13 protein-coding genes are annotated in these 12,771 nt (G+C 34.3%); 9 read left to right on the forward strand and 4 right to left on the reverse strand.

Annotated features, from left to right (window positions below):
- Window positions 1-69: 69 nt before the first annotated feature.
- Both COZ07_RS06030 and COZ07_RS06035 read right to left on the reverse strand, forming a co-directional pair.
- Window positions 70-645: an AarF/ABC1/UbiB kinase family protein gene (locus COZ07_RS06030; protein WP_406607671.1), complete on the reverse strand. Its 576-nt coding sequence runs from the start codon at window positions 643-645 to the stop codon at window positions 70-72.
- Between the two features lie 15 nt (window positions 646-660).
- Window positions 661-1,509, reverse strand: a complete 849-nt coding sequence (locus COZ07_RS06035) for a patatin-like phospholipase family protein (RefSeq protein ID WP_406607672.1) — start codon at window positions 1,507-1,509, stop codon at window positions 661-663.
- Window positions 1,510-1,864: 355 nt separating this feature from the next.
- Here COZ07_RS06035 and COZ07_RS06040 point away from each other — a divergent pair, with 355 nt between their 5' ends.
- The 7 genes from COZ07_RS06040 to COZ07_RS06070 all read left to right on the forward strand — a co-directional run bounded on the left by COZ07_RS06040 (window position 1,865) and on the right by COZ07_RS06070 (window position 9,480).
- Complete coding sequence (locus COZ07_RS06040) at window positions 1,865-2,437, forward strand: polyhydroxyalkanoate synthesis regulator DNA-binding domain-containing protein (RefSeq protein ID WP_406607673.1); 573 nt, start codon at window positions 1,865-1,867, stop codon at window positions 2,435-2,437.
- Between the two features lie 30 nt (window positions 2,438-2,467).
- A complete protein-coding gene (locus COZ07_RS06045) occupies window positions 2,468-3,055 on the forward strand; it encodes a lysophospholipid acyltransferase family protein (RefSeq protein WP_406607674.1) in 588 nt (195 codons plus the stop codon).
- Between the two features lie 12 nt (window positions 3,056-3,067).
- Window positions 3,068-4,012 (forward strand): patatin-like phospholipase family protein, encoded by a 945-nt coding sequence (locus COZ07_RS06050; protein WP_406607675.1) that lies wholly within the window; start codon window positions 3,068-3,070, stop codon window positions 4,010-4,012.
- Between the two features lie 75 nt (window positions 4,013-4,087).
- Complete coding sequence (locus COZ07_RS06055) at window positions 4,088-5,455, forward strand: radical SAM protein (protein ID WP_406607676.1); 1,368 nt, start codon at window positions 4,088-4,090, stop codon at window positions 5,453-5,455.
- A gap of 66 nt (window positions 5,456-5,521) precedes the next feature.
- Complete coding sequence (locus COZ07_RS06060; protein ID WP_406607683.1) at window positions 5,522-6,505, forward strand: beta-ketoacyl-ACP synthase III; 984 nt, start codon at window positions 5,522-5,524, stop codon at window positions 6,503-6,505.
- A 343-nt stretch (window positions 6,506-6,848) separates the two neighbouring features.
- Window positions 6,849-7,781: a YidC/Oxa1 family membrane protein insertase gene (locus tag COZ07_RS06065; protein WP_406607677.1), complete on the forward strand. Its 933-nt coding sequence runs from the start codon at window positions 6,849-6,851 to the stop codon at window positions 7,779-7,781.
- A 73-nt stretch (window positions 7,782-7,854) separates the two neighbouring features.
- Window positions 7,855-9,480 (forward strand): glycosyltransferase, encoded by a 1,626-nt coding sequence (locus COZ07_RS06070; protein ID WP_406607678.1) that lies wholly within the window; start codon window positions 7,855-7,857, stop codon window positions 9,478-9,480.
- A 160-nt stretch (window positions 9,481-9,640) separates the two neighbouring features.
- On the opposite strand, the gene COZ07_RS06075 is transcribed toward COZ07_RS06070, so the two are convergent.
- Together COZ07_RS06075 and COZ07_RS06080 are read right to left on the reverse strand one after the other, a co-directional pair.
- A complete protein-coding gene (locus COZ07_RS06075; protein ID WP_406607679.1) occupies window positions 9,641-10,228 on the reverse strand; it encodes a hypothetical protein in 588 nt (195 codons plus the stop codon).
- 4 nt (window positions 10,229-10,232) lie between these two features.
- Window positions 10,233-10,961: a hypothetical protein gene (locus COZ07_RS06080; RefSeq protein WP_406607680.1), complete on the reverse strand. Its 729-nt coding sequence runs from the start codon at window positions 10,959-10,961 to the stop codon at window positions 10,233-10,235.
- Between the two features lie 265 nt (window positions 10,962-11,226).
- Here COZ07_RS06080 and COZ07_RS06085 point away from each other — a divergent pair, with 265 nt between their 5' ends.
- On the forward strand, window positions 11,227-12,570 hold the full coding sequence (locus COZ07_RS06085) for a reverse transcriptase-like protein (protein WP_406607681.1): 1,344 nt from the start codon (window positions 11,227-11,229) through the stop codon (window positions 12,568-12,570).
- Window positions 12,557-12,771: hypothetical protein (locus tag COZ07_RS06090; protein ID WP_406607682.1), on the forward strand; the 215-nt coding region annotated here is incomplete at its 3' end. The genes COZ07_RS06085 and COZ07_RS06090, both read left to right, overlap by 14 nt.

Below are 12,771 nucleotides of genomic sequence, written 5' to 3' on the forward strand. Positions count from 1 at the left end.
TATTTTTGAGAGTAATGTTTTCATACTCTCTTTATAATATATTTAATTTAGATTGTCAAGTTATTTCAGTTACAAGACACTAGCTGGAATATGTTTTTCGGTAAGGCGGGCTATATGAAATAAGATATCCAAATCTGTTTCAATTGTTTTTTCAATATCCGGGCGTTGAACCTTCACTACTGCCTTATCCCCATCTTCTAATATAGCTTGGTGAACTTGACCTAAAGAGGCAGCAGCGAAAGCCTTCTGCTCGAATGATTTAAATATTTTTGAAATATCAGCTCCCAGTTCTCTTTTTATTATTTGTTCAACCTGGTCATAGGCAAAGGGAGGAACTTTATCTTGGAGCTTTTGTAATTCTTCAATATAATCTGGAGGAATTAAATCGGGTCTGGTGCTTAAAATCTGACCTAATTTAACAAAGGTGGGACCTAATTCTTCAAGGGCAAAACGGACTTTTATCGGAAGGGGCAATTGGGCTATTTTAGAAGGTTTTAGTTTAAGAATTTTTCCGCCCTTAGAAATCAGGTTAGTTAATCCCAACTGTTTTACAAAATAATCGAATCCGTATTTGATTAAAATATTAACTATTTGTCGAAACCGGTTAAGATTTTTATATCTTCTTTTTAATTTTGTAAAACCCATATTTTTCCATCCTTTTTATTTTAGCTTTTCTTTTATTACTTCTTTAATCAGAGGAATTTTAGCTAAAGCGGCATCTATGCCTCCTTTGATAGTTATCTCGACTTTATCAAATTCAAAAAGAGAGATGCCATCAATCCCAAAGGGGATGATTACCACATCTGCCTTAGACAGACCTCGAGAAGTGATTTCTTTTTCCATAATATCCACAGATTTACTAATTACTTCGATAATATGTGGGCCTTTCAATTTCTTTTTAACCCCTTTTATCATTTTACCCAAAGAGGTTACCTCTTTTTCTACCAAAGAAGTAATTTTTTCTACTGTTTTGAATTTGGGAATTTCTTTTATATTTATCTTAAAAGTGAAGGTGTTTTCCACTTCTTTTAAATCACCGGTTTCTTCATTTAGTATCATAATTATCGGTTTGGGGGTTTTTTCAGTAAGATTGACCGCAATAATAATATCAGCTCCCATCTTTTGCACCACATCCACCGGGACCGGGTCTACTAACTCTCCATCTACCAGGGAATAATCTTGATACTTTACCGGAGTAAATATTCCCGGGATAGATATACTGGCTCTAACTGCCCTTATTACACTCCCCTGATTTAAAATTACTTTCGCTCCGGTCTTTATATCAGTGGCAACAGTAGCATATACTGAGCCCACTACGGCGCCAATACTCGTGCCTGCAATCATATCGATAGGAATGTGATAGGCTTCCAGGGCTTGAATTACCCCGATATGAGCCATTCCTCGGGCTGAGCCGCTCCCCAAAGCTAAGCCAAATTTTAATCCCTTCTCTTTACATTTGGCTAATAAATTATCTAACTCTGGATCTTTTTCTATCTCAAAATTTTTCATTTATTTATCTAACCCCAATCTCTTACTATTATATAACTATATTTCGCCATTTAAATCAAAAAACCCTTTTTATTGAAAATATTTTTGTACAAATTTATCAAAATATATTTCCCTTCTCTGTGGGAGAGGGGGTAATGGGAGGAGATTTTTTTGATTGGTGATAAAAATGATAGATTCCCGCTTTCGCGGGAATGACATAAGAGGAAGCGGGAATGACAGATAAGAAAACAGAAATGACAGAAATAATATCAGCAGCAGGGAAAAAATTCCACCAGGGTCTTGACAAATATAACGCAGTGTGTTATATATGTATTGTAACGCAGTGTGTTAATTATTTTAAGGGAGGAGATGTTATATGGAAGAATATATTATTAAAAAATATTCGAATCGCAAGCTATATGATACGAAAGAGAAAAAGTATGTTAACCTTTCTGAAATTTCCAGATTAATTCGGGAGGGGGCGGAGGTAAAAGTAATTGACAATGAAACTAAAGAAGATATAACTTCTTTGATATTGGCTCAAATTATTGTGGAGCAGGAAAAGACTAAAAAAATAATGCTTCCTTCAATTCTTTCTCCTTTAAAGATTTTAATAAAGAAAGGGGGTGAAGATATGTTAAATTTAAGCAAAAAAATGTTTCTTGCTGGCATAGGCACGCTTTCTCTTACCAAAGAAAAAGCCATTAAGATAGCTGATGATCTAATCAAGAGAGGCGAATTAAGCCAGAGTGAAAGCAAAGAGTTTGTAGTTAATCTTTTAGATAAGGCAGAAAAAGAAAAAGATAAATTATTGGAAAAAATAAAGCCTGATATTGAGAAGAGCATAGAGAAGATGAATTTTGCCTCTAAAAAATGTGTAGATGATTTAGAAAAAAAGATTGATGAACTGGGAAATAAAATTGATCAATTGTCCAAGAAAATTAAGTAAAAAGATTAGAATCGTTTGAGGGTTAATATTTTGTTATATATTATTATAAAAAGTTTTAGTTTGATTATTTTTAAATTGATTTTCAGGCTTAAAATAATTGGTAGAGAAAATATACCGAAGACTGGTCCTTTTGTTATTGTGGCAAACCATTCAAGTTTATTAGATGGATTTGTCCTTGTATCATCTGTTAAACCTAAAATAACCTTTATGTCTGCTGCCTATCTTTTTAAAATGCCTTTTGTGGGTAATATTCTACGAGGGGTTGGGGCTATTCCTGTTCAAGGCAAAGGCAATGATATTAAACTTATAAAAAATGCTATGAAAGTCTTACAGGCAGGTGGCGTTTTGGGTATTTTTCCGGAAGGAAGAATTACTAACGAAAAAGATGATTTCTCAGCCAAAGCTGGAGCTGCATATCTTGCAGTAAAGGCAGATGTCCCAATTATTCCTATGGCAATCAAGGGAGCTGGTAAGGCATTACCAGTCGGAGCAAAATTCCCTAAATTAAATAGAATTAAGGTAAAGATTGGAAAGCTAATTTCTGGTTCAAAAAAAATTAAATTAAATAAAAAAATTCTTGAAGACACGGTAAATTCTTATATGAAAGAAATATATTAAAGGAGAAAAAACTTGCAGAATACTAAAGCGATCAAAATCGGACTTGTTCTAGGGAGCGGGGGAGCTCGTGGATACGCTCATTTAGGAGTACTTAAGATTTTACAAGAAGCAGAGATACATATAGATCTTGTTGTAGGAACAAGTTTTGGAGCTATCGTTGGTGCTGCATATGCTGCAGGAGGTAATATTTTTGAATTAGAAAAAATTGCTCTTGGGACTGGATGGATAAAATTATTAAAGATGATAGATATTGCTCCTCCTAAAGGGATATTTGCAGGCAATAAACTGGAGAGATTCTTTTCAGTACTTACCCAGCAAAAACATTTCTCTGAATTAACAGTTCCTTTAACTGTAGTCGCTACTGATATTAAAACAGGAGAGGAAGTCCTTATAAATAAAGGATCAGTGTCCAAGGCAATATTAGCCAGTTCCGCATTTCCTGGTATTTTTGCACCGGTAGAGATAGGTAATCGATGGCTGGTTGATGGCGGTCTGGTTAATCCTCTGCCCATTCAAACGGCTTTTGCTATGGGTGCTGATTCAGTAATTGCTATTGATGTTAGCTCCTCAATTGATAATATTAATTACTTAATAACCTTAAAGCGATATTCCCAGAATTTATTGCAAAATATTGGTCAGATACCTTATGTAAATAGCGTTGTTTCTCCTGGTGGAATTTCTAATAAGTTTCAACGTATAATTCCCGCGGCTTTTAATATTGTAGTAAATGCGCTTAAAGTTGTAGAAAATAATCATGATAAAACAGTTTTTGTTCCTGATGATAGTAATGTAATTTTCATTAGACCAAGAGTTGAAAATATTCACTGGCGTGATTTTCATCATGCACAAAGATGTATCGAATTAGGTGCTGAAGCCGTTAATTCTTCTGTTTTAAATGATATCAAGAACCTATCGCTTAATTATAAGACACTCGATTTGTGTAGTCGGCAGGTTTAAAAATAAATTGAGTTGCACAGTAGTGATTTTAAAAGCAAATAAACATAAAAAATAAAATTTTTAGGAGGTTCATAAATGGTTAATCTTAATTTTGCGAAAAAGTATGTGGGAGAAAAAATACTTCAAGAAACTTTAAATTATTTGGTGAAAAATCCAGAACAAAATATTCCTAAACTCGCCGCACTTTTAAAAAAAATAGCAGTTAATAAAAATCACAAAAAGATAATAGAAGCGATTCTGCAATCATATAATCAAAATCTTAATACAAGAAAATATATAAATCGAGTTTTGACTGAAATCAATCCTTATGTTAGGCAGAAAATGGTGACCAATTTTGTTATAAATAACTGGCTTATTGGTGTTCCTCAAAAAAAGAAAAAGATAGAAGAATTAGGGGTGAATATTCCGTTTACTATTTTGATTGATCCGACCAGTGCCTGTAACCTTCGTTGTGAAGGATGCTGGGCAGGTGCTCAAATGAAACATGATACTTTATCATATGAGCTTTTAGATAGAATATTAACCGAAGCCAAAGAGCTGGGGATATACTGGATTGTAATGTCGGGGGGAGAGCCATTTGCCTATCCCCATTTATTTGAAATTGCTGAAAAACATAACGATATGGCCTTCATGCTTTACACCAATGGTACCTTTATTAATAATGAAGTTGCCGGTAAGATTGTCGAGTTAGGAAATATTACCCCGGCCATTAGTCTGGAGGGATGGAAAGAACAAACCGATGCCCGGCGTGGAGAAAGTGTATTTGATAAAATTGTAAGTGCTATGGATAGGCTTCATAGTCGTGGTGTTTTATTTGGTGTGTCTCTTACCATAACCAGGGAAAATTACAAAGAAGTAACTAGTGATAATTTTATTGAGTTCTTGATTAATAAAGGGGCAATTTACGGATGGTCATTCCATTATATTCCTATTGGAAGAAATCCGAATACTGATCTAATGTTAAAACCCGATCAGAGAGCGTATTTAATTGAACGAGTGAATCATCTCAGGACACACAATCCATTGATGTTAATGGATTTCTGGAATGATGGGGAATATACTCAGGGTTGTATAGCTGGAGGACGAAGTTATTTCCATATTACACCGAGTGGGAAGGTTACCCCATGTGCGTTTGCCCAATTTACTTGCGATAATATCAAAGAGAAAAGCTTACTCGATGTGCTTAAATCACCTTTATTTACTGCATACCAAAAGAGACAGCCTTTCTGTGAAAATCATTTAAGGCCCTGTCCTATTATTGATAATCCCGATGCTTTAAAAGAGATTGTAGAGGAGAGCGGTGCACATCCGCTATATCCTGGAGCTGATGCAATAATTTCAGAAGATACTAATGTCTTCTTAAACAAAAAAGCTGCTCAATGGGCTAAAGTTTCCGATCCTATCTGGGATAAGAAAGTAAAAAAATCAGAAGCAATTAAATAAATTAACTATTCATTGAGCATGAGAAACTTTATTTTTATAAATGGAGAACTATTGAAGGAAGATAACATGGTTTATTCAAAAATAATTGGTACAGGTGCTTATGTCCCCGCAAGAATTGTAAAAAATGACGAGCTTTCAAAAATAGTAGAGACTAACGATGAGTGGATTACCTCCCGAACAGGTATAAAAGAAAGAAGAATCTCCTCCGGAGAAAAGACATATCAGATGGCCGCAAAAGCGGCAAAAGAAGCAATTGAAAATGCTGGTATAGAAAAAGAAGAGATCGACATGATTGTAGTAGCTACCATAACCCCCGATTTTTTTATGCCTTCAACTGCTAATCTTGTCCAGGCAGAATTAGGATTAAAGGATATTCCCAGCTTTGATATAGTAGCAGGTTGCACCGGTTTTGTTTATGGGTTACAGATAGCTGATCAATTTATTAAATCAAAACAAAGCAAGACAATTCTGGTAATAGGGGTAGAAGTTTTATCAAAGGTCACTAATTGGTTTGATCGGAATACTTGCGTACTTTTTGGAGATGGCGCCGGGGCAGTAATTTTAAAGAGTTCCAACCAAGAGGGTATTATCTGTACTTATACTGGTTCTCAAGGAGATTTGCAGGAACTTCTTACCCTCCCAGCAGTTCCCCTAAAAAATCCTTTTTTGCATATTCCAAATAATAATGGAAGACCCAGCAATATATCTATGAATGGAAAAGAAATATTTCAATTTGCTACCAGAATAATGATAAAAAGCATTTCCCAGGTCCTAAATAAGTCTAATCTTTCTATAAGCGATATTGATTATATTATTCCCCATCAAGCTAATATTCGCATTATTGATTATGTAGCCCGGAAACTAAAGATTGAACGAGAAAAATCCATTATTAATTTAGACCGTTTTGGAAATACTTCTTCTGCCAGTATCCCACTTGCTCTAAATGAAGCTCATAAGGAAAAAACATTTTGCCCAGGGGATCGAATTATAATGGTTGCTTTTGGTGGTGGATTAACCTGGGGAGCCGCATTATTAAACTGGACAATATAAGGAGATACGTTAATGTTTAAGTCTATAATGCAACAGAGGACGGGCCTTGATTTGATACTATAATCTCAGAAGATACTATGTCTTCTTAAACAAAAAAGCTGCTCAATGGGCTAAAGTTTCCGATCCTATCTGGGATAAGAAAGTAAAAAAATCAGAAGCAATTAAATAAATTAGAAAATGTTTTACATTTAATTCTTGAATACATACTTTCAATTAAATTCTATAGTAGGATTCGGTAAATATAACTCAGGTATTATAATTAAAAATTTAGCAAGAATAGAAAGATAGAATCTTTTAGTGAAAATAAAAGAAAATAGTAAGGCAGTAAAGGAGCAAAATTATTTTGACAAGTTTATGGGACTCTTTAGGCGATATTTTCGCCAACATAATAGTATTTTTATATAGCTTTACCCAGAATTATGGTATTGCTATCATTTTGATGACCGTCCTTATCAGGATAATCCTATATCCCTTAATGCAAAAACAGATGGTTTCTATGAGGGAGATGCAGAAGATCCAGCCCTTAATGAAGACGGTTCAAGAGAAATATAAGAACGATAAGGAAAGATTAAATAAAGAATTAATGGCTTTATACAAGGAACATAAGGTTAATCCCATGAGCGGTTGTTTGCCCTTGATAATTCAAATGCCCATATTAATTTTACTCTTTCAGGTTTTAAGGAAATTTGAATATTTAGATAGTGCTGGTAAAATAGCCGGGGGGTTTTTATGGATACCCAGGCAAGTTCAAATTATAGTTGAGGGAGTACCCAAAATCGTTGCAGGCTTAGCTGCACCCGACCAATTAATTCAATTGCCAGGCAGTGGAATTTTTGGAATACAATACCTTGGCATATTGCCCTTTCTAGTAGCCGGTTCAATGTATATTCAACAAAAGATGACCTCCACTGACAGTAGCACAGGTAAAGACGGAGTTTCTGCTCAACAGACCCAGAAGATGATGACCATCATGATGCCCCTAATGATTGGCTTTATGAGTTTCAGCCTGCCTTCTGGTTTGTCCCTGTACTGGTTTACTTCTACCCTTTTAGGGGTAGGTCAGCAGTATCTAACTAACAAGAAAATGCCTACAATAGACGAAATGCCAAAAGAAGTTGTTCCAGGTAAAAAAAAGAAACTAGCCAATAAGAAACCGGAAAAGATGGTGGCTCTTAAAGAAGAACCCTGGATCCCGGGATATGAAGGAGCAGACGGAGGAAACCCCTCCGGAGGCAAGATAAAAACCAAAAAATATAAAAAAGGCAAAAGAAGATAAATTAGTCGTTAGAAAAGTAAATGGGGTCGAGTCTTAACATCAAAAACCACCAGATGTAGGGGGAGAAGATCCTTTGGAACAAAAATGGAAAAATCAACTTCAGGAAATACAAAAGAACAGATTAGATAGAGTGGAAAAAGAAAGACAAGTCCGTTTGCTAACCGAGAAGGAATATAAAAATATATCAAAGCAATTTTGGCCCCGAATTGCTAAAGTATGTAGAGAATTTGCTCTAGCTACAGGTTGCGACTATTCAGAAGATACTTGGACCCTTCTAAATACAAGAGAATTTTATGTGTCAGAGGAAATTAGACCAATAGATATGTACAAAAAGAACATTTTTTATAGATATCCCCTTCTTTATGTCTGGGGTCTTAAATGGATACACAAAAACAACTTTGCCAAGCGATATTGCTACATGGCAAGCTTTGTTAGAAAAAACGATTTGGTTCTTGAGCCAGGTTGCGGTCCCGCAACTTTAGCCGATTTTTTACTCAACAACTGCGTTTACCGAGGGTTTGATACCAATAAAGATTTTATTGATTATGCCCTCAAAAAACATTCGGGTGTTTATTTAGGCAATGTCCTTGACGTAAAAAATTATTGTCAGGCAGATGTAGTAATTGCTTGTGATATTCTTCACCATTTAAAGCCAACCGACAGAAAAAGATTTATTAAAAACTGTTTTTCCTCAGCTAAAAAATTGTTTATTATCTGCGAACCAGGAAAGACAAGAAAGGCAGTTGACGGCATTTTTTACTCTTTAAGAAAACGGCTGGCAGAATGGAGTGAAAAAGATGGCACTAATGATTTTAAGGTTGAATATTTTTTAACTCGTGGTCAACTCCTTAATCAAATTGAGTATGGCTTTGACATCATCTCTTCATCGGTTGAAAGAGAAACAAGAGACTTTGGCGAAGATATTATAGCCGTATTTTTCAAAGATAAAAATTCTCACCAAAGATTAAAGAAGCAAAAATTTGTTTCTGCCATAGTTCCAGTTTTTAATGAAGAAAAAACCGTTGCTAAAGTTGTCAAAACTTTAGTAAAAAGCAGTCTGGTAAACGAGGTTATTTGTATTAACGATGGCTCAAAAGATAAAAGTCCAGCTATTTTAAAAAAGTTTGGGGATAAAATTACACTTATTGATTTAAAGAAAAATCAGGGGAAAGGTTCCGCTTTAGCTGAGGGAATAAAAAAGGCCAAAAGTGAAATAATTGCTTTTATAGACGCTGATTTAACCACTCTTTCAGATAATCATATAAAAACTCTTCTCGAGCCTATTTTAGACGGTAAAGTGAGGGCTGTTTTAGGATATCCATCAAATAGGCGGTATATGCCTAACGTTTTTTCAAACTTAACAGGTGAAAGGGCGTATTACAAAAAAGACTTAGCCCCTCATCTTGCAAAAATGGCCAAAACTCGATTTGGAGTGGAGATTTTTTTAAACGGTCTTTTTGAAAAAGATGAGACAAAAAAAGTTCCTCTGAAACAATTAAAAGGTCTTTATAAACACGAGAAGCGCAATTCAGTAAATGCCTTCAGGGAATATCTCAACGAAGCGGTAGAAATCGCCCAGGAAATTGGAAGAAGGGAAGGTTTACTTCCAGAAGATTATCAAGCTATTACCCGAATTTCCAAGGTAGTAAATCTTAAAGAATTAAAAATTAGAGTAAAAGAGATAACAAAAAAAATTTAAGATGGTTTTTAGAAAAGTATATCTTAAACCAAATAAAAGTCGTCCGACGCTGGTGGGCTTAGGTATTATACCTAATTTCACCGCCCGAGGTTACCCCATAATCTATTTATATTTTGTCAAGTGTAGGCCTAACCCCTATTTTGTTTAATAAATATTTTTATTATATTTCTTTTTTTAATCTTTCAATTACTTCTCTAAACTCTTTAACATATTTTTCTTCATGTTTAGCAATAAAATTCTTCCATTGAACATTTTCCTGTAAAGCTTCTTCAACACTTAATTGCGTAATAATTAATTTATTGCCTTGTTTTGCTGTTTTTAATCTTGCTTGAGGATTTTTTTTAATTTCTTTCTTTAAAATATTTTCAGTCTCTTCTTTTTTCTTCCGATACTCTTTTTTTAAGAGGTTAATTTCATTTAAAGTCGATTCGATGGTTGAGGTATTTTGGCCCTCTTTTAATGTCTCGATAGCTAAAATAGCATCTTTTCTCATTTGATATTCATATTGAGTGTTATTAAAATTTAAAGAATTTATTAAAATTAATTGAGCTTCTCTTAATATAAAAGGTTTATTTCCTTTTAACTTTTGCCATAAATCAATAGAACTAAGACTTCCTTTATAATATTTAGCAAGCAAAGATTTAATCTTTCCCTCAGCTTTTATTTTTTCTTTTTCTTCTGGATTTAATATATTAATTTCATTAGCTTTTTCAAGAGCAATTTCTAAAGCAGTTTTTATTCTTGTCATTTTATTACCTTCTCCTAAAGAGACCGAAGAACCTATCTTGATATTGTTCAAATACTCCCCAGTTATCCAATTCTTCTTTTAATTTAATAGGCTTTGATTCACCTTTTTCTACTAATTTAAATAATTTCTCTATTTCTTCTCGAGCAGTTAATGGAATGCCATATCTATCTTTAGCAATAATAGCTTGACCTATTTGGTTTATGCCTACAAATCCCTTTTTTTTAAAATCAGGTATCTGAGCCAAATAAACACTTCTAACCATCATATCTAAAATAAATTTGGATAGCGATACATCCCATAGGCCAGCTACACCTTTAATAATAGCACAAAGAGAATCTCTTTTTTTATCTATCTCTTTATTAATATTTTCTGCTACAGTTAACCAAGGGCTAGAAACAAAATTCATTTCATCAAGCTCTTTATTAACCTTAAATTTGTAAAGAATTCCGGCTAAGTCTGGATATTGACTGGCTAAGTCTTCAAAGGCGTTTTTAGCTTCACGGCTAAATCCTTCTATTCTAAACATGTAATTAGGAGTAAGCAATTTTGGCTGGAACCAACTAACTTTTCCTTCCCTAACCACAGTCTCTAAATCATTCTTGGTAAATTCAGAATATACTGGTTCAGTTAAAACATAATAGTGGATTACTGAAGAACCAAAAGTTGAAATTAGTTGTTCAGGCCTTCTTAAAATTTCGGTGTGTTCAAAGGCATACTGTATTCTTTCATCCATCTTAAATAATCTTTTTGGCTCCTTTTTATTTTGTCTCGTATTGCGTATCGCATTAGAAATAAAATTGGTTATAATTATTTTGTAGGGGCTCGATGCATCGAGCCCGCATACCGGGTCGGATAAATCCGACCCCTACCTTACCATTCCCCGATCAGGTCGAGGACAGGTTTGTTTACTTTTTGGGTTACAATCATATATAATATTACCGATATTATTTATTATTTTACTACAAAAAATATAATTTTACCATAGGAAGGGGCTAATTATGTCCAAAGTATTAATGAGAGTAGACGGTTCCTGTTATCCTAATCCGGGGAATATGGCTATAGGAATAGTCATATACCAGGATGGAGAGTTGGTAAAGAAGATAAGCGAAGCGATCGGTTACGGTACTAATAATATTGCCGAATATAAAGCTTTGATTAGAGGATTAGAAGAAATTAAAAAAATAAATCCAGAGAGAGCAGATATCTATTGTGATAGTCAATTAGTAGTCAATCAATTAAATAAAAAATTTAAAGTTAGGGATAAAGGCATAATTCTTTTATTTAATCGAGTTGAAGAAATTAGACAGACTATTCCTTCTAAGCTAAATTTTATTTGGGAAAGAAGAAACCATAATTCTATAGCTGATGATTTAGCTAAAAGAGCGTTATTAGAAGAGGAAGCAATAAAAAGAGAAAAAGCGGCCAAAGATTTAAAAGTAGAAAGAAAAGTTGATTATTTTGTAGTAAGTGGTTCGAAATCAAAAAAATCTTATAGAGTGGATGTAAATATCCCCCAGTGTGAGTGTTCAGATTTTATAAAAAGATCTCGAAAAATAAAACTTGAGTGTAAGCATATCATGGCAGTCCGTAATTTTTTACAAGAAGAGAAAGAAAGAAGTTGTTTGAAGAAAAGAGCGAAAATGAAGGTTTTGGTATTGAGTAAGATGGTAAAACCCCAAATATGGAAAGAGAATTTTAATAAATTAAATAAGAAAGCCAAATTTGATCTGGAGTTCATTATTCCTAAAGCAGATGAAAGAGAAGAAATTAAAAGATATCTTCCAGAAGCAGAAGTAATATTTGAAAGCCAAGTTAAACGTTTTCGCGCCGGAGATATATTATTTTGCAAGCTAATACCTTATTTGGCAAAAGTTACTCGTTCCAAACAAAATGGTGTATGTGTGGGGGAACTCTTAGTTTTGAGATCACAAAGAGCGGATTTACTTCCTGAGTTTATTGAACAAAAGTTGCGTTCTGTCCAGATAATCAATATTGTTAATAGCTCGACATTTGGGGCTAAGATGCCAAGAGCGGATTGGTCGTTTATTGGGAATCTTTTAATTGCGTATCCTGATTCGACTCAGGAGCAAAAAACTATATTAGATTTTATTGATAAGAACACGCAAAGACTTAGTTTGGCGATCGAACAAATTCAAGAAGAAATCAACCTTTTTATTGAATATCGAACTCGCATAATATCAGATGTTGTAACCGGCAAAGTAGATGTTCGGGGTATTCAATTACCAGAAGTTGAAGATATTGGTGAACCAGAATCCCAAGACGAACAAGAAATCTTAGGTGAGGTTGAAGATAGTGAGGAGGTAATGAATGCCGACGAGTGATACAAGCGAAAAGAGACTTGAAGGATTGATCTGCGCTTCACTTACCGGGCACCCCTACGACCTGAATCTTGCAGGCGGTGTTGTGGCTGAACCTACCGCGCCATACGGGGGTGAGGGATACATCAGTGGCGACACTGCTGACTATGACCGCGACTACGCAATTGACATTAAGAAACTTATTTCTTTCATTGAAATCACGCA

The sequence above is a fragment of the Candidatus Infernicultor aquiphilus genome (assembly GCF_002784285.1).
GTDB lineage: Bacteria > Atribacterota > Phoenicimicrobiia > Phoenicimicrobiales > Phoenicimicrobiaceae > Infernicultor > Infernicultor aquiphilus.